21 protein-coding genes and 1 other RNA gene are annotated in these 24,658 nt (G+C 65.3%); 10 read left to right on the top strand and 12 right to left on the bottom strand.

The window, feature by feature from the left end; genetic code table 11:
• Nucleotides 1–7 precede the first annotated feature (7 nt).
• From ruvB to SO139_RS15420, 5 genes are all read right to left on the bottom strand, one after another.
• Nucleotides 8–1,057 (bottom strand): Holliday junction branch migration DNA helicase RuvB, encoded by a 1,050-nt coding sequence (gene ruvB, locus SO139_RS15440; RefSeq protein WP_449376943.1) that lies wholly within the window; start codon nucleotides 1,055–1,057, stop codon nucleotides 8–10.
• Nucleotides 1,054–1,473: a cytidine deaminase gene (locus SO139_RS15435; protein ID WP_449376944.1), complete on the bottom strand. Its 420-nt coding sequence runs from the start codon at nucleotides 1,471–1,473 to the stop codon at nucleotides 1,054–1,056. The genes ruvB and SO139_RS15435 overlap by 4 nt, the downstream gene beginning before the upstream one ends.
• 46 nt (nucleotides 1,474–1,519) lie before the next feature.
• Nucleotides 1,520–2,137, bottom strand: a complete 618-nt coding sequence (ruvA, locus tag SO139_RS15430) for a Holliday junction branch migration protein RuvA (protein WP_449376945.1) — start codon at nucleotides 2,135–2,137, stop codon at nucleotides 1,520–1,522.
• Entirely contained in the window at nucleotides 2,134–2,661 is a 528-nt protein-coding gene (gene ruvC / locus SO139_RS15425; protein WP_449376946.1) for a crossover junction endodeoxyribonuclease RuvC, read from the bottom strand. Before ruvC ends, ruvA begins: the two co-directional genes overlap by 4 nt.
• Nucleotides 2,662–2,869: 208 nt before the next feature.
• A complete protein-coding gene (locus SO139_RS15420; protein WP_449376947.1) occupies nucleotides 2,870–3,616 on the bottom strand; it encodes a YebC/PmpR family DNA-binding transcriptional regulator in 747 nt (248 codons plus the stop codon).
• Between the two features lie 212 nt (nucleotides 3,617–3,828).
• On the opposite strand from SO139_RS15420, the gene SO139_RS15415 reads away from it, so the two are divergent.
• Together SO139_RS15415 and SO139_RS15410 are read left to right on the top strand one after the other, a co-directional pair.
• Nucleotides 3,829–5,571 carry a methyl-accepting chemotaxis protein gene (locus tag SO139_RS15415; protein ID WP_449376948.1) on the top strand — a complete coding sequence of 581 codons (1,743 nt, stop codon included), beginning with the start codon at nucleotides 3,829–3,831 and terminating at the stop codon, nucleotides 5,569–5,571.
• 219 nt (nucleotides 5,572–5,790) lie between these two features.
• Nucleotides 5,791–7,215 (top strand): methyl-accepting chemotaxis protein, encoded by a 1,425-nt coding sequence (locus SO139_RS15410; protein WP_449376949.1) that lies wholly within the window; start codon nucleotides 5,791–5,793, stop codon nucleotides 7,213–7,215.
• Nucleotides 7,216–7,414: 199 nt separating this feature from the next.
• Here SO139_RS15410 and SO139_RS15405 read toward each other — a convergent pair whose 3' ends face one another.
• The 5 genes from SO139_RS15405 to SO139_RS15385 all read right to left on the bottom strand — a co-directional run bounded on the left by SO139_RS15405 (nucleotide 7,415) and on the right by SO139_RS15385 (nucleotide 9,932).
• Complete coding sequence (locus tag SO139_RS15405; RefSeq protein ID WP_449376950.1) at nucleotides 7,415–8,239, bottom strand: TIGR00282 family metallophosphoesterase; 825 nt, start codon at nucleotides 8,237–8,239, stop codon at nucleotides 7,415–7,417.
• Nucleotides 8,217–8,813, bottom strand: coding sequence for a 5-formyltetrahydrofolate cyclo-ligase (locus SO139_RS15400; RefSeq protein ID WP_449376951.1), 597 nt, complete (start codon nucleotides 8,811–8,813; stop codon nucleotides 8,217–8,219). Before SO139_RS15400 ends, SO139_RS15405 begins: the two co-directional genes overlap by 23 nt.
• 208 nt (nucleotides 8,814–9,021) lie before the next feature.
• A non-coding RNA gene (gene ssrS / locus SO139_RS15395) (6S RNA) lies at nucleotides 9,022–9,182 on the bottom strand.
• Between the two features lie 49 nt (nucleotides 9,183–9,231).
• A complete protein-coding gene (locus tag SO139_RS15390) occupies nucleotides 9,232–9,615 on the bottom strand; it encodes a cell division protein ZapA (RefSeq protein ID WP_027521843.1) in 384 nt (127 codons plus the stop codon).
• Complete coding sequence (locus SO139_RS15385; RefSeq protein WP_449376952.1) at nucleotides 9,612–9,932, bottom strand: DUF4164 domain-containing protein; 321 nt, start codon at nucleotides 9,930–9,932, stop codon at nucleotides 9,612–9,614. The genes SO139_RS15390 and SO139_RS15385 overlap by 4 nt, the downstream gene beginning before the upstream one ends.
• Before the next feature lie 370 nt (nucleotides 9,933–10,302).
• Here SO139_RS15385 and tkt point away from each other — a divergent pair, with 370 nt between their 5' ends.
• The 8 genes from tkt to SO139_RS15345 all read left to right on the top strand — a co-directional run bounded on the left by tkt (nucleotide 10,303) and on the right by SO139_RS15345 (nucleotide 19,949).
• Entirely contained in the window at nucleotides 10,303–12,285 is a 1,983-nt protein-coding gene (gene tkt / locus SO139_RS15380; protein WP_449376953.1) for a transketolase, read from the top strand.
• Between the two features lie 147 nt (nucleotides 12,286–12,432).
• A complete protein-coding gene (gap, locus tag SO139_RS15375) occupies nucleotides 12,433–13,440 on the top strand; it encodes a type I glyceraldehyde-3-phosphate dehydrogenase (protein ID WP_449376954.1) in 1,008 nt (335 codons plus the stop codon).
• A 138-nt stretch (nucleotides 13,441–13,578) separates the two neighbouring features.
• Nucleotides 13,579–14,775 (top strand): phosphoglycerate kinase, encoded by a 1,197-nt coding sequence (locus tag SO139_RS15370; protein WP_498540198.1) that lies wholly within the window; start codon nucleotides 13,579–13,581, stop codon nucleotides 14,773–14,775.
• A 39-nt stretch (nucleotides 14,776–14,814) separates the two neighbouring features.
• Nucleotides 14,815–15,882 (top strand): class II fructose-bisphosphate aldolase, encoded by a 1,068-nt coding sequence (fba, locus tag SO139_RS15365; RefSeq protein WP_449376956.1) that lies wholly within the window; start codon nucleotides 14,815–14,817, stop codon nucleotides 15,880–15,882.
• 244 nt (nucleotides 15,883–16,126) lie between these two features.
• On the top strand, nucleotides 16,127–17,152 hold the full coding sequence (locus SO139_RS15360) for a class I fructose-bisphosphate aldolase (RefSeq protein WP_449376957.1): 1,026 nt from the start codon (nucleotides 16,127–16,129) through the stop codon (nucleotides 17,150–17,152).
• 3 nt (nucleotides 17,153–17,155) lie between these two features.
• A complete protein-coding gene (locus SO139_RS15355) occupies nucleotides 17,156–17,830 on the top strand; it encodes a thiamine phosphate synthase (protein ID WP_449376958.1) in 675 nt (224 codons plus the stop codon).
• A gap of 9 nt (nucleotides 17,831–17,839) precedes the next feature.
• Nucleotides 17,840–18,955, top strand: coding sequence for a tetratricopeptide repeat protein (locus SO139_RS15350; protein WP_449376959.1), 1,116 nt, complete (start codon nucleotides 17,840–17,842; stop codon nucleotides 18,953–18,955).
• Between the two features lie 199 nt (nucleotides 18,956–19,154).
• Nucleotides 19,155–19,949: an inositol monophosphatase family protein gene (locus SO139_RS15345; protein ID WP_498540197.1), complete on the top strand. Its 795-nt coding sequence runs from the start codon at nucleotides 19,155–19,157 to the stop codon at nucleotides 19,947–19,949.
• Between the two features lie 123 nt (nucleotides 19,950–20,072).
• On the opposite strand, the gene SO139_RS15340 is transcribed toward SO139_RS15345, so the two are convergent.
• On the bottom strand, nucleotides 20,073–23,225 hold the full coding sequence (locus tag SO139_RS15340) for a multidrug efflux RND transporter permease subunit (protein WP_498540196.1): 3,153 nt from the start codon (nucleotides 23,223–23,225) through the stop codon (nucleotides 20,073–20,075).
• A 6-nt stretch (nucleotides 23,226–23,231) separates the two neighbouring features.
• Nucleotides 23,232–24,422, bottom strand: a complete 1,191-nt coding sequence (locus tag SO139_RS15335; RefSeq protein ID WP_449376962.1) for an efflux RND transporter periplasmic adaptor subunit — start codon at nucleotides 24,420–24,422, stop codon at nucleotides 23,232–23,234.
• Nucleotides 24,423–24,658 lie beyond the last annotated feature (236 nt).

The following is a 24,658-nucleotide window of genomic DNA, read 5'->3' as shown; positions in this document are numbered from 1 at the left end:
CGTCGCTCTAGTCGTCGCTCTCGTCCGTGCCGAACAAGCCGAACTGTGCCGTATCGCGCGAGGGCTCAGCAAGGCCGAGATGGCGGAAGGCGTGCGTGGTGAGGAGACGGCCGCGCGGGGTGCGCTGGAGATAGCCGCACTGGATCAGATAGGGCTCGATGATGTCCTCGATCGCGTCGCGCGGCTCGGACAGCGCGGCCGCCATGGTCTCGACGCCGACCGGGCCGCCGCCATAGTTCAGCGCGATCGTCGAGAGGTAGCGCCGGTCCATGGCGTCCAGGCCCGCGGCATCGACCTCGAGCGCGCTCAGCGCATGGTCGGCGATCTCGCGATCAATGGTATCGGCGTTCGCAGCCGAAGCGAAATCGCGCACCCGCCTGAGCAGCCGGCCGGCGATGCGCGGCGTGCCGCGGGCGCGGCGCGCGATCTCGTTGGCGCCATCCGGGCTCATGCCGACATTGAGCACGCGCGCACCGCGGCTGACGATACCTTCCAGCTCCTCGACCGTATAGAAGTTCAGCCGGATCGGAATGCCGAAACGATCGCGCAGCGGATTGGTGAGAAGGCCGGCACGCGTCGTCGCGCCGACGAGGGTGAACTTTGCGAGCTCGATCTTGACCGAGCGCGCCGCCGGGCCCTCGCCGATGATGAGGTCGAGCTGGAAATCCTCCATCGCGGGATAGAGCACCTCTTCCACTGCGGGGCTCAGGCGATGGATCTCGTCGATGAAGAGCACGTCGCGTTCTTCCAGATTGGTCAGAAGCGCGGCGAGATCGCCGGCCTTGGCGATCACGGGGCCCGATGTGGCGCGAAAGCCGACGCCGAGCTCGCGCGCCACGATCTGCGCCAGCGTGGTTTTGCCGAGGCCGGGGGGCCCCACGAACAACACGTGATCCAGCGCCTCGCCGCGCTTGCGCGCAGCCTCGATGAAGATGGAGAGGTTCTTGCGCGCCTGCTGCTGGCCGACGAACTCGGTGAGCGACTGCGGACGCAGCGCCGTGTCGCCGACATCGTCGCTGCGGCGCTCGGGCGTGACGATGCGGGAGGGCGTGTTCACTCGTTGCCTCGCCGGTACTTGTTCGGCAACAGCTCGCCGATGCTCGCAACCTTCGGCTCGCGGCCGTTGTCGGGAACGATGACCCGCGCCTTGGCGTCATAGTCATGGATCAACTCGCGGCAGATGCCGCAGGGCGAGACGACGGCGATATCGCCGGGTTCGCCTGGCTTCGGATGACGCACCGCGACGATGGTCTCGATGCCGTGATCGCCCGTCTCCGTAATGGCGCGTCCGATCGCGATCGCCTCCGCGCAGACCGCGTTGCGGCCGATATAGGCGTCGATGTTCACGCCCGTGACGATGCGGCCATCGCGGGTGCGCATCGCAGCCCCCACCTCCTGCCATTTGTTGCGATAGCGCTGGCTGATCGCCTTGGTCGCGGCGGCAATGAGTTCCTTGTCTTTATTGCTCAGCATGGTGGGAAATACATTCCTTCGTCAGTCAACGGCCGCGCAGGATAGTCTATTTTGACAATTCTTTCAGACCCAGGCGAATGAGCTGCGCGGTTTCCGCATTCTCGCCGGCATTGCGTGACGCCGTGGCAATGGCGGCTGCCGCCTGCGGCTGGCCGTAGCCGAGATTGACCAGCGCGGAGATCGCGTCCGCGACGGGTCGCGGGGCGCGCTGGTCGTCGACGGCGCCGGCGAGGTGCACGACGTGCGGATCGACATTGGCGAATGCCGGCGCCTTGTCCTTCAATTCGGTGACGATGCGCTCGGCGACCTTGGGACCGACGCCGGGCGTGCGCGACACCGCGGCCTTGTCGCGCAGCGCGATCGCGTTCGCGAGGTCAGCCGGCGACAGCGTGCCGAGCACGGCGAGAGCAACCTTGGCACCGACGCCCTGCACGGTCTGGAGCAGGCGAAACCATTCGCGCTCCTGGTCGGAGCGGAAGCCGAACAGTTTGATCTGATCCTCGCGGACGTAAGTTTCGATCGAGAGCACGGCGGCTTCGCCGGGCGAGGGCAGATGCTGCAGCGTGCGCGTCGAGCAATGCACCTGGTAGCCGACGCCGCCGACGTCAAGGATAACGAAATCCTCGCCGTAGGAATCGATCAGGCCCTTGAGCTTGCCGATCATAACCCGACCACCTTCAAGCGCAGGGCGGCACTCTGCCGGTGATGGGCGTGGGTAATGGCGATGGCGAGGGCGTCGGCGGCGTCCGCCGACGGCGGCTCGGCCTTGGGCAGCAGGATCTTCAGCATCACCGCGATCTGGTTCTTGTCGGCATGACCGGCGCCGACCACGGTCTTCTTGACCTGGTTGGGCGCGTATTCGGCCACCGTGATGCCGAACATCGCGGGCGCCAGCATGGCAACGCCGCGGGCCTGGCCGAGCTTCAGCGTCGCGACGCCGTCCTTGTTGACGAAAGTCTGCTCGACCGCGGCTTCCATCGGCTTGTGGTTGGAGAGCACGGCAGCGAGCCCCTCGTGGATCGCGAGCAGCCGGCTCGACAGCGGTAGCCCGTCCGGCGGTTCCACCGAGCCGCAGGCGACATAGACGAGGCGATTGCCCTCGGCCTCGATCACGCCCCAGCCGGTGCGGCGCAGGCCGGGGTCGATGCCGATGATTCGGACGGGCTGGCGAATCGGGGGCGCGGTCATGGGCCAGTGATAGCGGCTGGCCGGAGGGAGGGAAACAGAAACGGAACGGAAGTAACAGGGGAACTAAGCTCTCGTGCCCCGGGCGCAGCGCAGCACGCAGTGATGCGCTGCTGAACCGCGGCCCATCCCTCATCGGCACGGGAAGCGTGGGTCCCGGCTCTGCGCCGCAGCGTTTCACGCCGCGTCGCGTCCGGGACACGAGACGACCTCAGCCGCCCATCTTCGCGATCAGCGCGTCCGACACCTCGAAATTGGCGTAGACGTTCTGGACGTCGTCGTGCTCGTTGAGCAGGTCCATCAACTTGAGCAGCTTCTCGCCGGTCTCGTCATCGACGGCGACCGTGTTCTGCGGCTTCCAGATCAACGCGGCCTTGCGCGGCTCGCCGAACTTCGCCTCGAGCGCCTTGGCCACATCGCGGTAGCTTTCGGTCGAGGCGTAGATCTCGTGGCCGTTCTCGCTCGAGATCACGTCGTCGGCGCCGGCCTCGATCGCGGCATCGAGCACCGCGTCATCTGACGCGACGCTGCGGTCATATTCGATGATGCCGGTGCGGTCGAACATGAAGGACACCGAGCCGGTTTCGCCGAGATTTCCGCCGGATTTGGTGAAGAAGGAGCGGATGTCGGAGGCCGCGCGATTGCGGTTGTCGGTCAGCGCCTCGACGATGACGGCGACGCCGCCGGGGCCATAGCCCTCGTAGCGGATCTCGTCATAGTTCTCGCCGTCGCTGCCGAGCGCCTTCTTGATGGCGCGTTCGATATTGTCCTTCGGCATGTTCTCCTGGCGCGCCGCGATCACGGCCGCGCGCAGGCGCGGATTCATGTTGGGATCCGGCGTGCCGAGCTTGGCCGCGACGGTGATTTCGCGAGCGAGCTTGCCGAAGAGCTTCGACTTCTGCGCATCCTGCCGCCCCTTGCGGTGCATGATGTTCTTGAATTGGGAATGTCCGGCCATGCGTGGTCTCTCGAGGAATCGTCAGCCAAGGTCAGGGGCAATGTAAGGGATCGAAGCGCGGGCCTTATAGGCCGCGAGCCCCCTGGAATGAAAGAGTATACTTGAAGGTAGCATCGTAGGGCCAGATGCCGCGCCATCAGGCACCTGTTAACCCTGACTTCATTTCGGGATGTGAAAATATCCACATCCCGTCCCCCGACAAGAGCAACCTGATGGCCTTCGGATTCCTTCGGAAGCGTCTGCCGGAACAGGCCGCGGCAGCGCCGCAGGTGACCCAGGCCGTGGCCGAGCCCGTTGCTGCGCCGGAAGGCGATTCGGCCAAGGAAATTCTTGAGCTTCTGGAACTCGAGCTCGGCGCGATGATCCGCCAGCTCGAGCGCGCCGCCCAATCGGTCGCCGGCGGGGCGGAAGCGACCGCCAACACGCTCGCGACGATCCGCGAACGCACCGATGCGCTCACGGGGCGCAGCAGCGCCGCGCAATCGACCGCCACCACCTTTGCCACCGCGGCCGACAAATTCACCCAGTCCGCGCGGGGCATCGGCGCCCAGGTCCGCGAGGCCGGCAAGCTTGCGGATGCTGCCAGCGCCGCCGCGCAGGAAGCCCGCGCCAATGTCGACCGCCTGCGCGAATCCTCCGCCGCGATCGGCAACGTCGTCAACCTGATCGCGCAGATCGCGCGCCAGACCACGCTGCTCGCGCTGAACTCGACCATCGAGGCGGCGCGCGCCGGCGCTGCCGGCAAAGGCTTTGCCGTTGTTGCGACCGAGGTGAAGGCGCTCGCGGTGCAGACCCAGAGCGCGACCGACGAGATCACCAGGAAGATCGAAGCGCTGCAAAAGGATGCAGAAGGCTCGGCGGAAGCCGTGCACCGCATCTCGCAGGCGATCGAGGCGATCCGCCCGGTGTTCGACACCGTCAACGGCGCCGTCGCCGAGCAGACCGCGACCACCAGCGAAGTCTCCGGCAACGCCGCGACCGCATCCCAATTCATCGTATCCGTCGGCGACAGCGCCGCCGAGATCGATGCCGCCACCAAGGCGGCGGAAGCGCATGGCGAAAGCGTCTCCAGCGCCGGCAAGGCGGTCACGACGTTCGCGCAGAAGCTGAAATCGCGCTGCACGGTGCTGCTCAGGCAGAGTGACGGCGACGACCGCCGCAAGACCGAGCGCCTGCCCTGCCATCTCAAGCTCGAGATCAGGGGTGGCCGCGCATTGATGCCGGTCTACGAGATTGCGATGGACGGCGTCCTGATCGGCGGCGCGGACGCAGCGAGGCTTTCGGTGCACGAGACCATCGACGGCCTGCTCCAGGATATCGGCGCCTGCCGCCTGCGCGTCGCCGAGCAGTCCAAGGCCGGCGCGCGGGCGCAGTTCCAGGCGCCGAATGCCGAGCTGCGCGAAAAGATCGAGGACAAGCTCTGGTCGATCCACGAAGAGAACACCGAGTTCGTGACCCGCGCAATGGAAGCGGGCGCTGCGCTGACGAGGATCTTCGAGCAGGCGGTCGCGCGCGGCGAGGTCAGGCTCGACGATCTCTTCGACACCGACTACGCGGAAATATCAGGCACCAATCCGCAGCAGTACCGCACAAGATATCTCGACTGGGCCGACCGCGCCCTCCCCTCCTTCCAGGAAGCATTCCTGGCGAAGGATCCACGCATGGCGTTCTGCGCCATGGTCGACCGCAACGGCTTCCTGCCGGTGCACAACAAGATCTATTCGCATCCGCAGTGCCCGGGCGATGTCGCCTGGAACACGGCAAACAGTCGCAACCGGCGCATCTTCAACGACCCCGCGGGCCTCGCTGCGGCGCGCAATCTGCGCTCCTATCTGGTGCAGAGCTACGCGCGCGACATGGGCAACGGCAACACGGTGATGATGCGCGAGATCGACGTGCCGATCCGCGTGCAGGGCCGACACTGGGGCGGGTTCCGGACCGCCTACAAACTTTAAAGCATGATCCCGGAAAGTACGGAGCGCTTCCGAAAAGACCGTGCACGAGCAAAGACCTGAAGCGCGATGACAATTCACCCTGACGTTATCGCGCACCTAGTGCACGCTCAGGCAAGACGGCAAAGCGCGAATCAGCATTAAAACGAATCACGCTTTGAAATGGGAATGGGAATGCCGTTGGTGAGTCGATAGGCGACTCCGACTGGAGGAAGTTCAAACATGTCCGTCGTGCAGCGTGCAGTCATGGACGCGTCATCCAACCGGACGCTGGCCGAACGCCTCATAGACCAGCTCGCCGATCGCATTGGCGGCCTCGGGGTTGAGCTCGCCGACATCGCCGGCAACGTCCAGGAGGTCGCCAACCGCGTCGCCGGTCAGTCGGAGCGGTTCCACCATCTGCAGAAGACGGCCGAGACCATGGTCTCGGCCAATCGCGAGATCGCCAATGCCTCGCAGGCGGTGCAATCGACGACATCCACCGCGGTCGGCGAGATCGCGCAGTCGCGCGACGTGGTCGAGACCGCGGTCAGCCACATCTCCGAGCTCGTTGCAGCCGTCGCTCGCATCGAGGCACGGCTTGCCGCGGTCGGCTCGGCGCTGAGCCAGGTCGCCAAGGTCTCCGGCTCGATCGAGGCGATTGCGAAGCAGACCAACCTGCTCGCGCTCAACGCCACCATCGAGGCGGCACGCGCCGGCAGCGCCGGCCGCGGCTTCGCCGTCGTGGCGAGCGAGGTGAAGAGCCTTGCGGAAGCAACCCGCCAGGCCACGCAACAGATTTCGGACACCGTGCGCGATCTCGACGGCCAGATCGGCAGCCTGATCGGCGAAAGCGGTGATGCCTCGCTACGTGCGAAGAACGCCGGCGACGGCGCGCAGCAGATCTCCGGCATCATCAGCCGCGTGCAGCAGGGCTTTGCGTCCGTGGGGGCGGAGATCGACAGCGTCGCCCGCGCTGCGACCTCCAATCTCGGCCATTGCGACACCGTGATCTCGGAGCTCAGCGAGCTCGCCAAGGGCGTCGATCTCTCCTCGCGCGATCTCAGGAATGCCGATGAGCGGGTGGCAAAGCTGCTCGACACCTCCGAGAGCCTGATCGCGCTGATCGCCGACAGCGGCGTGGAGACGTCGGACGCGCCTCTGATCCGCGTCGTCGTCGACACCGCCAAACGCATCTCGGCCGAGTTCGAGGCAGGGATCGACCGCGGCGAGATCACGCTCGATCAGCTCATGGACGAGAAATATCGCGAGATTCCCGGCACCGATCCCAAGCAATTTCTCACCAGCTACGTCGACTTCACCGACCGCGTGCTGCCGGCGATCCAGGACCCGATCCAGAAGTCGGACCCGCGCATCGTGTTCTGCGTCGCCTGGGCGAAGGGCGGCTATCTGCCGACCCACAATCCGAACTATCGCCTGCCGCAGGGCAAGGACCCCGTCTGGAACAACGCCAATTGCCGCAACCGCCGCCTGTTCAACGACCGCGCGGTGAAGAAGGTCGCGGCGAACACAAAGCCGTTCCTGCTGCAAACCTACCGCCGCGACATGGGCGGCGGCCAGTTCGTGCTGATGAAGGATTTGTCCTCGCCGATCATCGTCAAGGGAAAGCACTGGGGTGCCTTCCGGATGGGGTTTAGGCAGGGGTGAGCGGCAGGAAGTGCCGTGCAGTGGAGACACGGTGCAATGCTCCCCCAACGTCGTCCTGGCGAAAGCCAGGTCCCATAACCACAGGCAGTCGTTTGGCGAAGACTGGTCGGGGACTAGCACTAACCATAATCGATAGATCACGCGGTATGGGTCCTGGCTTTCGCCAGGACGACACCGAGCGGGTGGCGTCGCGGATCAGCTAACTCAACCAGAACCTCGGCGTCGCCGGCTCGAGCCGGCCACCCGCGCGCACCGGCGCAATCTTCAACGCCAGCCCCGTTGCATCGTCCGTCTCCACCGCGACCCCGCTCAGCGTCGCCGTGCCCATCGCCGGCTCGAACCGGCCGGAGGGAATTCCTGACGTGAAGCGGCGCAGCGGCTCTTCCTTCTGCATGCCGATGATCGAATCGTAGTCGCCGGTCATGCCGGCATCGGTCATGTAGGCGGTGCCGCCGGGCAGGATCTGGTGATCGGCGGTCGGCACATGCGTATGTGTGCCGACGACGAGGCTGGCGCGGCCGTCGCAGAAGAAGCCGATGCCCTGCTTCTCGCTGGTCGCCTCGCAATGGAAATCGACCACGATCGCATCGGCCGCCTCGCGCAGCGGACAGGCGCTGAGCTCGCGCTCGAGCGCGGCGAAGGGATCGTCGAACGGCGTCATGAAGACACGGCCCAGCGCATTGACGACGAGCGCGCGGCGGCCGTTCTTGGTCTCGACCAGGGCGGCGCCGCGGCCCGGCGTGCCACGCGGATAGTTCGCCGGCCGCACCAGGCGCTCGGCGCGCTCGATGAACACCAGCGCCTCGCGCTGGTCCCAGGAATGGTTGCCGAGCGTGACCGCGTCGGCGCCAGCGTCGAGCAACTCCTGATAGATTGCTTCCGTGATCCCGAAACCGCCGGCGGAATTTTCGCCGTTGACGACGACGAAATCGAGCGACCAGTCGCGAACCATGTTGGGCAGGTGTTCGGCGATCGCCGCGCGGCCGGCCCGGCCGACGACGTCACCCACGAAGAGAATGCGCAACTTCAGAACTCCGGAAATCGAACACGTCCGTTTCCGTTAGCACATAATCCAGCGCGACGTCGTGCGATAGTGCGGGGACAGTCTCGATCTCCTGCGCCGCGAATGCGAGCCCGACGCCGACGACGTGCTTGGTCTTGCGCAAATGCGCGAAGGTGAAGTCGTAATGTCCCGCGCCATAGCCGATGCGGTGGCCGAGACGATCGAACGCGGCAAGCGGTGTCAGCATGATGTCGGGGATGACCTCGGCCGCCGCCGGCGAGGGCTCGGGAATGCCGAGCGGGCCGAGCATCAGCCGGTCGCTCGGATGCCAGATGCGGAAGATCAGTGACTTGCCACGCGTGGTGACGCATGGCAGCGCCAACCGCGCGCCGTCGGCCGCGAGCTTCTGCATCAGGGGCACCGGATCGATCTCGCTGCGGATCGGCGAATAGCCGGAGACGATGCTGCCGGGCGCGATCTCGAACGGCAGGCCGCGCTTGCCGAGCTTCGCGGCGGCAGCACTGCGCTTCTTCTCGCTGAGCGCATCGCGCTTGGCGAGAGCCTTGGCACGGAGTTCGGCTTTGGAGTTGGTCATCAGCGTTTTCCCTGAGGCAGAAGCCTGTTCTGCCGTCATCGCCCGCGAAAGCGGGCGATCCAGTATTCCAGAGACGCCAGAGCATGAACCTCGACAGCGCGGCATACTGGATGCCCCGCTTGCGCGGGGCATGACACCGAGACTAACTTCAACCGCAGGCGTGTCGGGGACGCAAATTAGACAGGCACAAGTCGGAAGCAAACAAGAGCGCGAAGCCGTAAACGCCGTTGAAGCACTCGATCCCGGAGTTCCCTACGAAAGTAGGTGGGCACCATATGTCCGAGCCCACGGGCCCGGCCAGGGACAGTTCCCTAAAGGATCGATAAGGCCCCGGGGATATATGGCTCCTGACGCGCGCCACAGCTTCGCTCGAGGCAATGTAGCAACGACGCTGGCGAATCGCCAGCCCGCTCCTTGGTCAGCCGATCGCAATCCCGTTGCCGACGGTCCGGTTCAGGACCTGGGTCGATTTCTCGATGCGCTCGGCCGCGGCGTTGAGCGCATTGACCACCGCGGTCTGCGTCATCCGGGCGCGCTCGGCGGCAGCATTGCGGAAATCCCGCAGTTCGTTCACCTCGGCTTCCAGCGTGCGGATGCGGTTGCCGGCATCGACCAGCTCGTCGCATGCGGTGAGCGCCGCCATCACGGTGAGCCGCGCATCGCCGATCTCGCCGAATTTTCCGCGCAGGTTCTGAATCCGCGATTCCAGGCCTTCGGCGAGCTTCAGCAGCCGCACCTCCTGCCCTTCCTCGCAGGCCATGCGATATTGCCGGCCGTTGATGGTGACGTTGATATGGCTCATCCATCCTCTCCGGTATCGAGCACCGAGCGTATCGTGACGATCGCCGAATCCAGCCGATCGGAGATTTCGCGATTGGTGCGCTCGAGCTTGCGCGCCTTCATCAGCGCACCGTCGAGCTCGTCCGCGAGTCGCGAGCGATCCGTGCCCAACGCCTGAATGCGCGTCGCGAGCTCGTTCTCGTCGCGATCGGCATCGCGCCGTCGCTCGACCGCGCTCTCCAGCGCATCGAGCGCCGCCGTGAGTCTGCGCGTCGCGATCTCGATCTCGACGGCGGCGGACTCCGTCATAGCGGAACTGTTGGCAGCGCGATCGCTCATGCAGTCAGCGACGGACCTTTGTGTTGGCCTTTTCACCGGGACTTGCCGCCCGGCAAAAGACTCGGTTCGGCAAGCGCTTAGAAGCAGAAATTTACGTGGCAGGGAAGCGAAGCGCAACGCCGCCGCGAAACTATGCACCGATAGATCGGGATCGAGCATCCCGCCCCGACCGGTTCCTGTCGCGCGCGATCACGGTCGCTGCCTTCCGGATCGCGCCTTGAAGCAACTTTTCGCCCGGGGATGACGTTCGATTGCCTTGGACTCCCGGAACCGAGATGCTATCCACCCCCCGACCTTCAGCGGCCGAAAGGCTCCTTCCCGCGCGGGCGTACACCGCCACCAAGCGCCTCATTTCAGACGGATTTCAGACATGACGCAGGTCGATCCCACCCGTATGGCCAATGCGATCCGCGGGCTCGCGATGGACGCGGTCGAGAAGGCCAAGTCCGGCCATCCCGGCCTGCCGATGGGCGCCGCCGACGTCGCGACCGTCCTGTTCACACAGTTCCTGAAATTCGACGCCCAGGCCCCCGCCTGGCCCGACCGCGACCGCTTCGTTCTGTCGGCCGGCCACGGCTCGATGCTGCTCTATTCGCTGCTGTTCCTGACCGGCAATCCGGACATGACGCTGGACCAGCTCAAGCACTTCCGCCAACTGGGATCGCTCACCCCCGGTCACCCCGAGAACTTCCACACCAAGGGCATCGAGACCACCACCGGCCCGCTCGGCCAGGGCATCTCGACCGCAGTCGGCATGGCGCTCGCGGAGAAGATGCTGGCCGCCGAGTTCGGCAAGAAGATCGTCGACCACCACACCTACGTGCTCGCCTCCGACGGCGACCTGATGGAAGGCGTGTCGCAGGAAGCCATCGCCATGGCCGGGCACTGGAAGCTGAACAAGCTGATCGTGCTCTATGACGACAACGGCATCTCGATCGACGGCCCGACCTCGATCGCCGATTCCGTCGACCAGGTGAAGCGCTTCAAGTCGGCGGGCTGGGCCGCCGAGAAGATCGACGGCCAGGACCAGGCCGCGATATCAGCCGCGATCACGCGCGCGAAGAAATCCAACAAGCCGACGCTGATCGCCTGCCGCACCACCATCGGCTACGGCGCACCGCATAAGGCCGGCACCGCGAAGGTGCATGGCGAGGCGCTCGGCGCCGACGAGCTCAAGGCCGCCAAGGAAAATCTCGGCATCTCGCTCGAGCCGTTCTCGGTGCCCGACGACGTGCTCAAGGCGTGGCGTGAGGTCGGTAGCCGCGGCGCGGTCGCACGGCAGGAATGGGAAGGACGGATCAGTGAACTTGGCAGCCGCAAGCGCGCCGAGTTCGAGCGCCGCCTGCGCCACGAGCGCCCCGCTTCGCTCGCAAAGGCGCTGAAGGCGCACAAGAAGGGCCTTCTGGAAAACCCGCTCAACGTCGCGACGCGCAAATCCTCGGAAGCGGCGATCGAGGCGATCGCGGCCGCGATGCCGATGGAATTCTTGGCGGGTTCAGCCGACCTCACCGGCTCCAACAACAACAAGGCGAAGTCGGCCGTCGCCTTCTCCGCCAGGACGCCGAAGGGCCGCTTCATCCATTACGGCATCCGCGAGCACGGCATGTGTGCCGCGATGAACGGCATCTTCCTGCACGGCGGCTTCGCGCCGAACGGCGCGACCTTCCTGGTGTTCACGGACTACGCACGGCCTGCGATGCGGATTGCCGCCTTGATGGGCGCTGGCGTCGTCTACGTGATGACCCACGATTCCATCGGGCTTGGCGAAGACGGTCCGACCCATCAGCCGGTCGAGCATCTCGCAGCGTTGCGCGCGATTCCGAACATGCGCGTGTTCCGCCCGTGCGACTCCATCGAGGTCGCCGAGTGCTGGGAGCTGGCGCTGAACCGCATCGACGGGCCGACGGTGCTGGCGCTGACGCGCCAGAATCTGCCGCAGCTCCGCACCAGCGCCAACGACAACCCCTGCCAGTACGGCGCCTACGAGCTGGTCGCAGCCCAAGGCGAAGCCAAGGCGACGCTGTTCGCCTCGGGCTCCGAGGTGGAGATCGCGGTCGCCGCCCAGAAGCAGCTCGCCGAGCGCGGCATCCCGACGCGGGTGGTCTCGGTGCCCTCGCTCGAACTCTTGTTAGCGCAACCAGAGGCCAAGCGTGCGGCCATCATCGGCGACGCTCCCGTCAAGGTCGCGATCGAGGCCGCAGTGCGCTGGGGCTGGGATGCCGTGATCGGCCAGGATGGTGAATTTATCGGCATGCACTCCTTCGGCGCGAGCGCGCCTGCCAAGGACCTTTTCAAGCACTTTGGAATTACCGCCGAGGCTGCGGTTAACGCTGTCCTGAAGCGCGTTTCCTGAGAGTTGAGCTTGCCGGAAAAAAGGACTACCAAGCTCCCCATATGATCAAGTACCGCCCGGCCGAACCGGGCGTCCGCCCTAAAAAACCCTCGCATGCGCGCTAGCTGCGTTCTGCGGGATGACAACGGTCATTGAAGGAGACGAAAGATGGCAGTCCGCGTTGCAATTAACGGTTTTGGCCGCATCGGCCGCAACATCCTGCGGGCCATCGCCGAGTCCGGCCGCAAGGACGTCGAGGTGGTCGCCATCAACGATCTCGGACCGGTCGAGACCAACGCGCATCTGCTTCGCTTCGACTCCGTGCACGGCCGCTTCCCGGGAACTGTGACTGTCGACGGCGACACGATCAATCTCGGCAACGGCAAGATCAAGGTGACCGCCGAGCGCGATCCCTCGAAGCTGCCCTGGAAGGATCTCGGCATCGACATCGCGATGGAGTGCACCGGCATCTTCACCGCCAAGGAGAAGGCCTCCGCGCATCTGACCGCAGGCGCCAAGCGCGTGCTGGTCTCCGCGCCCGCTGACGGCGCAGACGCGACCATCGTCTACGGCGTCAACCACGAGACGCTGACCAAGGATCATCTGGTCGTCTCGAACGGCTCCTGCACCACGAACTGCCTCGCGCCGGTCGCCAAGGTACTGAACGACGTCGTCGGCATCGAGACTGGCTTCATGACCACCATCCACGCCTACACCGGCGACCAGCCGACGCTGGACACGCTGCACAAGGACCTCTACCGCGGCCGCGCCGCGGCGATGTCGATGATCCCGACCTCGACGGGTGCCGCGAAGGCGATCGGCCTGGTGCTGCCCGAGCTGAAGGGCAAGCTCGACGGTGTATCGATCCGCGTACCGGCCCCGAACGTCTCGGTCATCGACCTCAAGATCGTCGCCAAGCGCGCGACCGACGCGAAGGAAATCAACGCGGCGATGAAGCGCGCCTCCGAGCAGCAGCTCAAGGGCATCCTCGGCTACACCACGGCGCCGAACGTCTCGATCGACTTCAACCACGACCCGCACTCCTCCACGTTCCACGAGGACCAGACCAAGGTGCAGAACGGCACGCTGGTGCGCGTGATGTCCTGGTACGACAACGAGTGGGGTTTTTCGAACCGCATGGCGGACACCGCCGTCGCGATGAGCAAGGTGATCTAAGCAAGCTTTCGTGTCCCGGACGCGGTGCAGCGCATAGCGCCGCTCCGCAGAGCCGGGACCCATGTCACCGTCGTAGGTCCCGGTTCAGCACAGCGGCACTTCGCGCCGCTAGTAGCGCCCGGGACAAGAGAGCCGAACATGACCAAGACATTCCGCACCCTCGACGACGTCGACGTGAAGGGCAAGCGCGTGCTGCTGCGCGTCGATCTCAACGTGCCCATGGACAACGGGCGCGTCACTGACGCAACGCGGCTCGAGCGCGTCGCGCCGACCATCACCGAAATCTCCGACAAGGGCGGCAAGGTCATCCTGCTCGCGCATTTCGGCCGGCCGAAGGGCCGCGACGCCAAGGACTCGCTGAAGCCGGTTGCGGATGCGTTGTCCAAGGTGATCAAGAAGCCCGTCGCGTTTGCCGACGACTGCATCGGCGAGCCCGCGGCCAAGGCCGTTGCGGCATTGAACGAGGGCGACATCCTGTGCCTGGAAAACACGCGCTTCCACAAGGAAGAGGAGAAGAACGATCCCGCCTTCGTCGCGGAGCTCGCAAAGCTCGGCGACGTCTGGGTCAATGATGCCTTCTCCGCCGCGCACCGCGCCCACGCCTCGACCGAGGGCCTTGGCCACAAGCTGCCGGCCTATGCCGGCCGCACCATGCAGGCCGAGTTGGATGCGCTGAAGAAGGCGCTGGAAGCGCCGACCAAGCCCGTGATCGCGATCATCGGCGGCGCAAAGGTCTCGACCAAGATCGACCTTCTTGAAAACCTCGTCAGCAAGGTCGATGCGCTCGTGATCGGCGGCGGCATGGCCAATACCTTCCTGCACGCCCAGGGCGTCGCGGTCGGCAAGTCGCTGGCCGAGAAGGATCTCGCCGCAACGGCGGTGCGCATCATGGAGAAGGCAGAGGCCGCGAATTGCGCCATCATCCTTCCCGTGGACGCCACCGTTGCCTATCATTTCGCTGCCAACGCGCCATCGCATGCCTATGGCCTCGACGCGATCCCGGCCGACGGCATGATTCTCGACGTCGGCCCGCAATCGGTGGTGCGCATCCATGCCGCGATCGACGATGCGGCCACACTTGTCTGGAACGGACCGCTCGGGGCTTTCGAGTTGCAACCATTCGACCGCGGCACCGTGGCGGCCGCCAAGCACGCCGCCGAGCGCACCAAGGCCAAGAAGCTGATCTCGATCGCAGGCGGCGGCGACACCGTCGCGGCGCTCAACCAGGCTGGTGTCGGCTCCGATTTCACCTATGTCTCGACCGCCGGTGGCGCATTTCTTGAATGGATGGAAGGCAAGCCCCTGCCCGGCGTCGAGGTTTTGCGCACCAAGTAAGTTAGTTGGCCGGAAGGCCCAAACGGGAGAAAAACACAGATGGCTCGGATCACGTTGCGTCAATTGCTCGACCATGCTGCGGAGAACGATTACGGCGTACCGGCCTTCAACATCAACAATATGGAGCAGGCGCTGGCGATCATGGACGCGGCCAACCAGGTCGACGCACCCGTGATCATTCAGGCCTCGCGCGGCGCGCGCTCCTACGCCAACGACGTCATGCTCAAGCACATGATGGACGCGGTCACCGAGATCTATCCGCATATTCCGGTCTGCGTGCATCTCGACCACGGCAACGAGCCCGCGACCTGCATGACCGCGATCCAGGCCGGCTTCACCTCCGTCATGATGGACGGCTCGCTGAAGGCCGACGGCAAGACGCCTGGCGACTGGGGCTACAACGTCGGCGTCACCAAGACCGTGACCGACATGGCCCATCTCGGTGGCATCTCGGTGGAAGGCGAGCTTGGCGTGCTCGGCTCGCTCGAGACCGGCATGGGCGACAAGGAAGACGGCCACGGCGCCGAGGGCAAGCTGAGCCACGACCAGCTCCTGACCAATCCGGACGAAGCCGTGAAGTTCGTCAAGGAGACCCAGGTCGACGCGCTCGCGATCGCGATGGGCACCTCGCACGGTGCCTACAAGTTCACCCGCAAGCCGGACGGCGACATCCTCGCCATGAACGTGATCGAGGAGATCCACCGTAAGCTGCCGAACACGCATCTTGTGATGCACGGCTCCTCGTCGGTGCCGCAGGAGCTTCAGGAGATCATCAACGCCAATGGCGGCAAGATGAAGCCGACCTGGGGCGTGCCGGTCGCCGAGATCCAGCGCGGCATCAAGAACGGCGTGCGCAAGATCAACATCGACACCGACAATCGCATGGCGATGACCGGCCAGATCCGCAAGGTCCTGAAGGACAATCCGGAAGAGTTCGATCCGCGCAAGTACCTGAAGCCGGCCATGGAAGCCATGACCAGGCTATGCAAGCAGCGGCTCCAGGAGTTCAACACCGCGGGCCAAGCCTCCAAGATCAAGCGCGTCCTGACCACAGCCGAAATGGCCAAGCGCTACGCCAAGGGCGAGCTCAACCCGAAGATCGCGTAAAGCCGGGAAACACACTCCTTCGTCATTCCGGGGCGCCGCAAAGCGGCGAGCCCGGAATCCGTAACCACAGTCCGGGGTTATGGATTCCGGGCCTGCGCCTTACGGCGCATCGCGGATGACACCGTGCTTTGTGACACGACTCTCCCTCCCACCCTTTTACCCTGCGACCAACGTTAACTCGGCAATTGCCCGAGAACGGTCTATTTTCGCGGGCAAGGCAGCATCGTTTTGGGAGGACCTCTCGATGAATCTGACTGAGCTCAACAAGGTCGCACAGGCCATGGTTACGCCCGGCAAGGGCATCCTCGCCGCCGACGAATCCTCCGGCACCATCAAGAAGCGTTTTGATGCAATCGGCGTTGAATCCACCGAAGACAACCGCCGCGACTACCGCGAGATGCTGTTTCGCGCCAAGGACGCCATGAGCCAGCACATCTCCGGCGTCATTCTCTATGACGAGACGATCTGGCAGAACGCCAAGGACGGCACCCCGCTGGTGAAGCTGATCGAAGCGAGCGGCGCCATTCCCGGCATCAAGGTCGACGAAGGCACGCAGGCCCTGCCGATGTGCCCGGGCGAACTCGTCACCGTCGGCCTCGACAAGCTCGCCGAGCGGCTGAAGAAGTACTACGAGCGCGGCGCGCGCTTTGCCAAATGGCGCGCGGTGATCGACATCGGCAGCGGCATTCCCTCGATGACCGCAATCGGCGTCAACGCGCACGCGCTGGCGCGCTACGCGGCGCTGTGCCAGGCCGCGCAGATCGTGCCGATCGTCGAGCCGGAGGTGCTGATGGACGGCGACCACGACATCGACCGCTGCTATGACGTCACGCAGCGCGTGCTCAACAAGACGTTCCAGGAGCTGCGCGTGCAGCGCGTCGCGCTCGAAGGCATGGTGCTGAAGCCCAACATGGCAGTCTCAGGCAAGAAGTGCCCCAAGCAGGCCTCCATTGCGGAGGTCGCGGAGAAGACCGTGCGTCTCCTCAAGGCCTGCGTGCCGGCCGCAGTGCCCGGCATCGCGTTCCTCTCGGGCGGGCAGTCGGACGAGGAGGCAACAGCGCATCTCGATGCCATGAACAGGCCCGGGCCACTGCCTTGGCGGCTGACCTTCTCCTATGGCCGCGCGCTCCAGGCCGCGCCGCAGAAGGCCTGGTCGGGCAAGGCGGAAAACGTCGCGTCCGGTCAAAAAGCCTTCTCCCATCGTGCGCGGATGAACGCGCTCGCCAGCCGCGGCGAATGGGACAGCGGGCTCGAAAAGAAGGCGGCCTAGACTTTGTCGAACAATTCCGCTCCCGCGCGCCCGGCGCCGCGGCTTTATCTGGCGACGCCGCTCGTCGACGATCCGGCTTCGCTTGTCGGCGAGCTGCCAGCCCTGCTCGCCGCCGCCGACGTCGCGGCCGTGCTGGTACGATTGAAGGAAACCGACCAGCGCACGATGATCTCGCGGGTGAAGGTGCTGGCGCCGGTCGTGCAGAAGGCCGGCGCGGCGCTGCTCGTCGACGGCCATGTCGAGCTGGTCGCGCGCGGCGGGGCCGACGGGGCGCATCTGATCGGCATCGCCGCATTCGAAGAAGCCGTGCCGTCGCTGAAGCCGGATCGCATCGCCGGCGTCGGCGGACTCGCCACCCGGCATGATTCCATGAGCGCAGGCGAGATGGGCGCGGATTACGTGCTGTTCGGCGAGCCGGACGCGAACGGCCAGCGGCCCTCGGTGCAGGCGATCGCGGAGCGGCTGGACTGGTGGGCCGAGCTGTTCGAGCCGCCGTGCGTCGGCTTCGCCACCTCATTGGCGGAAGCCTTCGAATTCGCGGCTGCGGGAGCGGATTTCGTACTGGTCGGCGATTTCATCTGGGCCGATCCGCGCGGGCCGAAGGCTGCACTCGTCGATGCGGAAGCCGCGATCAAGAAGGCCTATGCGGATGCGCCCGCGGGCCGGGGGCATGGCTAGCAGCCGATCATGAAGCCCCTGCTCTCCACGTCGTTCCTGGCTCTTTTGCTCCTCGCCGCGCCTGCGGCCGCGCAGCTCTCGTTGACGCCGCCGGCGGCAACGCCCAGCCCTGCGCCCGAGAAGCCCAAGGAAAGCTCCAAGGAAAGCTCCAAGGAAAATCCCAAGGAAAAATCTACGGCCAAGCCGCACGCGATCACCAAGAAGAAGGAGGCTGCGCCTGCGCCAAAGCCCTCGGCCTCGCCCAGCCCGCCAGCGGCCGCGACGGTGATCCCGGCGCCGCCGACCGACAATTCCAATGCCGACCTGGTGTACGGCGCGTATCAGCGCGGCCAGTACAAGACCGCCTTCGATCTTGCGATCACGCGAGCGCAAGCCGGCGATCCCAAGGCGATGACCATGCTGGGCCAGCTCTATTCCAACGCCCTCGGCATCAAGCGCGACTATGTCAAGGCCGCCGAATGGTACAAACGCGCGTCGGATGCCGGCGACCGCGAGGCCATGTTCGAGCTCGCGATGATGCGCATGGCCGGCCGCGGCGGCCCGGTCGACAAGGGCGATGCGGTAAAACTGCTCGCTTCATCCGCCAAGCTCGGCGCGCCCAAGGCCGCCTATAATCTCGCGCTGCTCTATCTCGACGGGCAGACGCTGCCACAGGACGTCAAGCGTTCCGCTGAGCTGCTGCGCCAGGCCGCGGACGCAGGCCTGCCCGAGGCGCAATACGCGCTCGCGACCTTCTACAAGGAAGGCACTGGCGTGCCGAAGGACGTCGAGCGGGCCGTGCGGCTCTTGCAGGCGGCCTCGCTCGCCGACAATGTCGATGCCGAGCTCGAATATGCCATCGCGCTGTTCAACGGCACCGGCACGCCGAAGAACCAGCCCGCGGCAGTGGCGTTGCTTCGCAAGGCGGCCCGACAAAACAGCCCGATCGCGCAGAACCGGCTGGCTTGGGTGCTGATCAACGGCATGGGGACCCCGGCCGACAAGATCGAGGGCTTCAAATGGCACCTGGTCGCAAAGACCGGCGGCAAGGGCGATCCCGATCTCGACAAGCAATTGGCCGATCTGCCGCCCGAGGACCGGGCCAAGGCCGAGGCCGCCGCCAAGAAATGGCTCGGGACCAAATGACTTGACGCCAGCCCGGCCGCAGGGCACCCAGTCCCCAAATCCAGCGGCTAGAGCATGATCCGGACCCGGTGGGCCGCGTTAGCGCAAAGTGCGTAGCGGTTTTCCGAAAAAATCATGCTCAAACAACAACCTGAAGCGCGATGACGATTTATCCCAATCGCGCCTTAGGGCCGAATTCCCGCAAATCAAGACTGATCTCATGCTGTATTCCGCAACTATCAACGTCATGGTCAAAGCCGCGCGTCGCGCCGGCCGCAGCCTCAAGCGCGATCTCGGCGAGATCGAGCACTTGCAGGTCTCGCTGAAGGGACCTGCGAATTTCGTCTCGCTCGCCGACAAGCGCGCCGAAGAGATCCTCTACCAGGACCTCGCCAAGGCCCGCCCCGGCTATGGTTTCATCGGCGAGGAAGGCGGCACGCGAGAAGGCACCGACAAGAGCCACACCTGGATCGTCGATCCCCTCGACGGCACCACCAACTTCCTGCACGGCATTCCGCAATTCGCGATCTCGATCGCGCTGGCGCGCGAGGGCACGGTGATCGCGGGTGTGATCTACAATCCCGCCAATGACGAGCTCTACATCGCCGAACGCGGCAAGGGCGCCTTCCTCAACGATCAGCGGCTGCGGGTGGCCGGCCGGCGCCAGCTCAACGAATGTGTCATTGCCTGCGGCCTGCCGCATATCGGCCGCGGCGACCACGAATACTTCCGCCGCGAGATGACCGCGATCCAGGACCAGGTCGCAGGCCTGCGCCGCTTCGGCGCCGCCTCCCTCGATCTCGCCTTCGTCGCTGCCGGCCGCCTCGACGGCTACTGGGAGCGTAATTTGCAATCCTGGGACATCGCCGCCGGCCAGATCATGGTCCGCGAAGCGGGCGGCACCGTCAGCGACATCGAAACCCCTGGCGATGCGCTGGTCACCGGCCACGTCGTGTGTGGCAACGAGTTCGTGCACCGGGAATTGGTGAAGATTTTGCGCAAGTCGGCCGGGTAGGCACAAGGGCTGCGCCGCGTCCTCCGCTGTCATCATCCGCGACCCGGCTACGCCAAGGCTTCGCCGAGGTTTACACGCTTGGCCCGCCGAAGCTTTAGCGAAGGCGGGGCATGACACCGTACTTTATGACTTCACCGGAGACGGCGGCCCATACGCCTCGCCTTTCCCCGTCGCCACCTTCTCCCGATCTCCCGCCAGCACACGCTGCACGGACACGAAGAACACCGGCACCATCAATAGGGCGAGAATGACCACCGCGATCATGCCGCCCATCACGACGGTGCCGAGCGATTGCTGGCTGGCGCCGCCGGCACCATGCGCGATCGCCATCGGCAGCACGCCGCAGATGAAGGCAAGGCCAGTCATCAGGATCGGGCGGAAGCGCAGGCGGCAGGCCTCGATGGTGGCTTCCACCAGCGGCTTGCCTTCCTTACGCAAATCCTTGGCGAACTCGATGATGAGGATCGCATCCTTTGCCGCAAGGCCGATGATGGTGATCAGGCCCACGGTGAAATAGACGTCGTTCGGCAGGCCTCGCAGCATCGCCGCGATCACGGCACCGGTGACGCCGAGCGGCACGGTCAAGAGCACCGCGAGCGGAATGGTCCAGCTCTCATAGAGCGCGGCCAGACACAGGAACACCACGAGCACCGACAGCGCCAGCAGGAACGGTGCCTGCGAGCCCGACAGCTTTTCCTGCAACGACTGACCGGTCCATTCATAGCCGAAGCCGCGCGGCAATTTGCCGGCGAGCCGCTCCATCTCGGCGATCGCATCGCCCGAGGTGAAGCCGGGTTTTGCCTCGCCCGATATGCGCACCGCCGGATAGTAGTTGAAGCCCGCGATCTGCGTTGGCCCACGCGACCATTCGACCGTCGCGAAGGAGGAGAACGGCACGAGCTGGCCGCGGCTGTTCTTGACGTTGTAGTTGAGGATGTCCTCGGTCTTCATGCGGTCGCGTGCGTCGGCCTGCACCACGACACGCTGCATGCGACCGCGGTTCGGGAAGTCGTTGATGTAGTTCGAGCCGAGATTGGTCGAGATGGTGTTGTTGATGTCTTCAAACGTGACGCCGAAGGCGCCGGCCTTCTCGCGATCGATCACGAGATTGACCACGCCCGCCTCGGGCAGGCCCTCGATATAGACTTTTTGCAGCACCGGGCTCGCATTGGCTTCCGCGATGAGCTGGTCGGCCGCGCGCATCAGCGCCGCATAGCCCTTCTGGCCGCGATCCTGAAGGCGGAACGAGAAGCCCGAGGAGTTGCCGAGATTGTCGATCGGCGGCGGCTGCAGCGCCGAGATCTTTGCGTCGCGGATCGACGACAGGTCACGGTTGATGTCGGATACGATCGCGGCGGCAGACTCCTTCGGACCGCGCTCCGACCAGTCTTTCAGCGTGATGAAGGCCTGCGCTGTGTTCATGCCCTGGCCGGAGAAGCTGAAGCCGGTGAGGAAGGTGACGTCCTTCACACCGGGACGCATCGCGAGATATTTTTCGACCTTTTCGATCACGGCCTCGGTGCGGGCATAGGACGAATCCGACGGCGCCTGCACGTCGGTGGTGACAAAGCCCTGGTCGTCGACGGGCAGGAAGCCGCCGGGGAGGTTGACGAAGGCCCAGGACAGGCCGACGAGGAGCGCGGCATAGACCAGCATCAGCCGGCCCGTGCGCTTCAGCGAGAAGCCGACGGTGCGGGAATAGCCTTCCTTGCCGCCTTCGAGCATGCGGTTGAACCAGCCGAACACGCCCTTCTTCGCGTGACCGTGGCCGGCCGCGACGGGCTTGAGCAGCGTGGCGCACAGCGCCGGCGTCAGCGACAGCGCGAGGAACGCCGAGAAACCGATGGCGGCGACCATGGTGACCGAGAACTGACGGTAGATGATGCCGACCGAGCCCGGGAAGAACGCCATCGGCACGAACACCGCCATCAGCACCAGCGTGATGCCGATGATGGCGCCTGATATCTGCGACATCGCCTTGCGCGTCGCCTCCTTCGGCGGCAGGCCTTCCTCGGCCATGATGCGCTCGACGTTCTCGACCACGACGATGGCGTCGTCGACGAGGATGCCGACCGCGAGCACCATGCCGAACATCGAGAGCATGTTGATGGAATAGCCGGCGAGCAGCAGCGCGGTGCAGGCGCCGAGCAGCGCCACCGGCACGACGATGGTCGGAATGATGGTGTAGCGGATATTCTGCAGGAACAGGAACATCACCACGAACACCAGCACCACGGCCTCGACCAGCGTCGACAGCACCTTCTTGATCGAGGCCTCGACGACAGGCGTGATGTTGTAGGGAATTTCATAACTGATATTGGCGGGGAAGAAGCGCGACAGCTCCTTCATCTTGGCCTCGACTGCGCTCGCAGTCGCCAGCGCATTGCCTGTCGGAGACAGCAGCACCGAGAGGCCCGCGGTCGGCTTGCCGTTCAGGCGGGTGTTGAACTGATAGCTGAGGCCGCCGACCTCGACCCGCGCGACGTCGCGCAGCCGAACGGTCGAGCCATCGGGATTGGCCCGCAGGATGATGGCACCGAATTCATCCGGGGAGGAGAGCTGGCCCTTGACCAGCACCAGCGCGGAGATGCGCTGGTCGGCCGTCGACGGCTCGGCGCCGATGCTGCCCGAGGCGACCTGCGCGTTCTGCGCGCTGATCGCCTTGTTGACGTCATCCGCCGTCAGCCCGTAGCCGACGAGCTTGGCCGGATCGACCCAGACGCGAAGCGAGCGCTCCGTCGAATACAGCGTGGCGCGGCCAACGCCGGGGATACGGCGGATCTCGCCGAGCACGTTGCGGATCATGAAGTCGCCGAGCCCGACCTCATCCAGGCTGCCGTCGGTCGAGTTCAGCGTGATGATCTGAAGCACCGCGCTGGAGGCTTCCTCGATCAAAATGCCCTGCTGGATCACCGCGCGCGGCAGGCGTGCCTCGACGCGCTTGATTCGGTTCTGCACCTCGACCGAGGCCGCGCCCGTATCAGTTCCCGGCACGAAGTTGGCGATGATCTCGACCTGGCCGAGCGAGTCGCTGGTCGATTCGAAATTCAGGATGCCGGAGGCGCCGTTGAGCTCCTCCTCGATCAGTCGCGTGACGCTGTTGTAGAGATTTTCCGGCGAGGCGCCGGGATAGCTCGTCGAGATCGAGATCGAGGGCGGCGCGATGATCGGATATTGCGCGACCGGCAACAGCGGGATCGAGATCGCGCCGATCAAGCAGATGAACAGCGCGACCACCCAGGCGAAGATCGGCCTGTCGATGAAGAAGCTCGGCATGGCGCGCTACCGCAACGTCTGCGCGTGCTGGGCATCCGCCGTGGCGTCGGCCTCGGCCCAGGACTGCGGCTTGACCTTGTCGCCGGCAGCGAACTTCTGGAAACCTTCGACCACGACCTTGTCGCCGGCCTTCAGTCCGTCGGTGACGAACCAGATGCCGTCCTGCACCGAGCCGGTGCGCACCGGCTGCACCGCGATGCGGTTGTCGTCCTTGACGACGAACACCTCGCTGCCGCCGCCGCCATTGCGCTGGATTGCCTGCTGGGGCACCGCGATGGCATCGGAATCGATGCCCTGATCGATGCGGACGCGGACATACATGCCGGGCAGCAATTCGCGCTTGGGATTGCGGAACTCGCCGCGCAGCGTCACCTGCCCGGTATGGGCGTCGACCTTGGCGTCGGAGAACAGGAGCTTGCCGTCGAGCGAATAGGTCGTGTTGTCGTCGAGCACGAGGCGGACTTTTGCGGCATCGGCCGCGATGCGATCGAGATCGCCGTTCTCGAAGGCACGGCGAAGCTGGTTCATCTCGGTGACCGACTGGGTGAAGTCCGCATAGATCGGATCGAGCTGCTGCACGGTGGCCAGATTGGTCTCGTTCTGCACCACGAGCGCGCCTTCGCTCACGATGGCCGCACCGACCACGCCATCGATCGGCGCGCGCACGGTGGCGTAATCGAGGTTGAGCCTGGCGCGCGCGAGCTCCGCCTTGCGGCCCTCGACCTCGGCCTGGGCCTGGCGCTCGGCGGCAATCGTCTTCTCGTTCTCGGCTTCCGGCGCGGCGCGCTGGCTGGTGAGCGTGGCGATACGGCGCGCCTGCTGCTGCGCCTGCATCAGCGCGGCCTCGGCCTTGGCGAGCCCGGCCTCGTTCGCCATCACCTCGACCTCGAACGGCCGCGGGTCGATGCGATAGAGCGCTTCTCCCGCCTTCACCTCGCTGCCCTGGCGGAACAGGCGCTCGACGACAATGCCGGAGACGCGCGGCCGCACCTCCGCGACGCGTGTCGGCGCGATGCGGCCGGGCAACTCGCGCACCACGGCGCGCGATTGCGGCTTGACGACGACGATGCTGACATCGGGTTCGGAAGGTTGGGTGGCGGAGACTGCAGAGCTGGATTCATCACAGCCCGCAAGCAGCGGCGCAAGGGCCGCGAGCATCATTGCAACGCATGCCGATCGCGCTCGAAGTCCTGACATGAAGTGGGGTGCCCCGGTATTGTTGAACAAAGCAGCACGCACGATGTCGAAGAGATTCCGCGCGGCTGACATGGTCAAAATAGAATGCACGTGCTGCGACGCAAAGCATGAAGCGGGCGGCGCAATGTCACACGCGCTAGGGCGCTGAGTTCGTGGTCGTTTTCAGAGCTCACTGGATTGTGAGTCGGGCGCCGTGCCGCCCTGCTGCGACAGAACATCGCAAGGGAGCGCTACGA

Source organism: Bradyrhizobium sp. UFLA05-89 (assembly GCF_059803475.1).
The sequence above is the reverse complement of the archived record's forward strand: the minus strand, read 5'-3'. Positions and strand labels throughout refer to the sequence as shown.

Excerpts from the sequence above, each read along its gene's own strand:
- SO139_RS15435 (WP_449376944.1), bottom strand. The coding sequence starts at position 1,473 with ATGCTGAGCAATAAAGACAAGGAACTCATTGCCGCCGCGACCAAGGCG.
- ruvA (WP_449376945.1), bottom strand. The coding sequence starts at position 2,137 with ATGATCGGCAAGCTCAAGGGCCTGATCGATTCCTACGGCGAGGATTTC.
- ruvC (WP_449376946.1), bottom strand. The coding sequence starts at position 2,661 with ATGACCGCGCCCCCGATTCGCCAGCCCGTCCGAATCATCGGCATCGAC.
- SO139_RS15420 (WP_449376947.1), bottom strand. The coding sequence starts at position 3,616 with ATGGCCGGACATTCCCAATTCAAGAACATCATGCACCGCAAGGGGCGG.
- SO139_RS15415 (WP_449376948.1), top strand. The coding sequence starts at position 3,829 with ATGGCCTTCGGATTCCTTCGGAAGCGTCTGCCGGAACAGGCCGCGGCA.
- SO139_RS15410 (WP_449376949.1), top strand. The coding sequence starts at position 5,791 with ATGTCCGTCGTGCAGCGTGCAGTCATGGACGCGTCATCCAACCGGACG.
- SO139_RS15400 (WP_449376951.1), bottom strand. The coding sequence starts at position 8,813 with ATGACCAACTCCAAAGCCGAACTCCGTGCCAAGGCTCTCGCCAAGCGC.
- SO139_RS15390 (WP_027521843.1), bottom strand. The coding sequence starts at position 9,615 with ATGAGCCATATCAACGTCACCATCAACGGCCGGCAATATCGCATGGCC.
- SO139_RS15385 (WP_449376952.1), bottom strand. The coding sequence starts at position 9,932 with ATGAGCGATCGCGCTGCCAACAGTTCCGCTATGACGGAGTCCGCCGCC.
- tkt (WP_449376953.1), top strand. The coding sequence starts at position 10,303 with ATGACGCAGGTCGATCCCACCCGTATGGCCAATGCGATCCGCGGGCTC.
- gap (WP_449376954.1), top strand. The coding sequence starts at position 12,433 with ATGGCAGTCCGCGTTGCAATTAACGGTTTTGGCCGCATCGGCCGCAAC.
- SO139_RS15370 (WP_498540198.1), top strand. The coding sequence starts at position 13,579 with ATGACCAAGACATTCCGCACCCTCGACGACGTCGACGTGAAGGGCAAG.
- fba (WP_449376956.1), top strand. The coding sequence starts at position 14,815 with ATGGCTCGGATCACGTTGCGTCAATTGCTCGACCATGCTGCGGAGAAC.
- SO139_RS15360 (WP_449376957.1), top strand. The coding sequence starts at position 16,127 with ATGAATCTGACTGAGCTCAACAAGGTCGCACAGGCCATGGTTACGCCC.
- SO139_RS15350 (WP_449376959.1), top strand. The coding sequence starts at position 17,840 with ATGAAGCCCCTGCTCTCCACGTCGTTCCTGGCTCTTTTGCTCCTCGCC.
- SO139_RS15345 (WP_498540197.1), top strand. The coding sequence starts at position 19,155 with ATGCTGTATTCCGCAACTATCAACGTCATGGTCAAAGCCGCGCGTCGC.
- SO139_RS15340 (WP_498540196.1), bottom strand. The coding sequence starts at position 23,225 with ATGCCGAGCTTCTTCATCGACAGGCCGATCTTCGCCTGGGTGGTCGCG.
- SO139_RS15335 (WP_449376962.1), bottom strand. The coding sequence starts at position 24,422 with ATGTCAGGACTTCGAGCGCGATCGGCATGCGTTGCAATGATGCTCGCG.